Origin of the sequence: Streptococcus sp. M334 (assembly GCF_000187745.1) — a bacterium.
In the GTDB taxonomy this organism is placed as follows: Bacteria; Bacillota; Bacilli; order Lactobacillales; family Streptococcaceae; genus Streptococcus.
In genome coordinates, this window is the sequence record NZ_GL732502.1 from 1 (window position 1) to 1132 (window position 1132).

Here is a 1132-nt window from a genome sequence, read left to right on the forward strand (position 1 = left end):
GATCACAAAAGAAGAGTTTACTCTCTCCTCAAACATCCATTTCGATGTCATCAACCCTGGCAAACTCTCCACCATTATCTGTGAGGATGACAGGAAAGAGTTGACAGAAATCTTTCTCCGCTTGGTGAAGGGTGTTCTTGATATCATAGAGGTGTTTAGTAACCTCAAGGGCAGTTTTATTATCCAGAAGTCTAGCGAAGATAAAGTTACAGAAAGATAAATTGAAGGTGAGTAGGACTTTACCTCCCATCCTCCCTATAACGGTGTCCATTTCCAGCCAAGAATTCAGTTGGTTAAGGGATAAATAATTTTGGAAATCCTCATAGGAGCGGCCTTTTTTTGCTTCTTTAGGAATGGAAGGTAGTTTACTTTTCCGTCTTTCTTTGAATTTAACGGCTCTGGCTAGGTCAATCGGAGCGATAGATAGGTATCCTTTTCGGATATGTCGATAGACAGTTGAGGAGCTGACATCAAGATTGTGAGTTTTGAGGATATGATAGATGTGTTGTCCCTTTTTAACCCCATCAGAAATGACTTTATCTATGTCCCAGAAAGTCTGCGAGTTAAGGGGAGTGCCTTCATGAGCTTCGACAAGAGTTTGTTCGTATTGTTTTTGAGCTTGTTTAGCTAGATAGAAGACTTTCTGATAGCCACAATTTTGTCTTCTTTTAGGGCATCCATTACAGACAAAGGGAGCTTTAGCGAGTAGAGGGCAGGGAAGGTTATTAGAGGTAGACTCTCGGACTTGTTTGTTTCGCTTGACTTCTTTAGAAACAGTAGTCGGGTCTTTTAGAATAAGTTGGCCAATAGCTTTGAAGGTTTCACCGCACTCTAAGCCTAATTGGATATCATTACGGTCTGAAAGGGTAAGGTGTTTATGTTTTGTCATAGTGGGCCTCATTTCTAACTCAAACGTCTCATACTTAATTCCACCATAAAAATCCGTTTTAGACTAATTTCCACTTCGGTTGGGCAAGTGGAAGTTACTTTGAGAAGTTAGCATGTAAAAAAAATGAAAAAAAGTTTAAAAAAGGTGTTGACAAAGTTTAAAAAGTCGGTATAATAGTAAGAGTTGAAAACACCAACTCAGGTCCGTTGGTCAAGGGGTTAAGACACCGCCTTTTCACGGCGG

1 pseudogene is annotated in these 1132 nt (G+C 40.1%); it reads right to left on the bottom strand.

Annotation, left to right across the window (positions count from 1 at the left end):
- Positions 1 to 31 precede the first annotated feature (31 nt).
- Positions 32 to 889, bottom strand: a pseudogene (locus HMPREF0851_RS15130) (transposase); the annotation flags it as partial.
- Positions 890 to 1132: the final 243 nt, after the last annotated feature.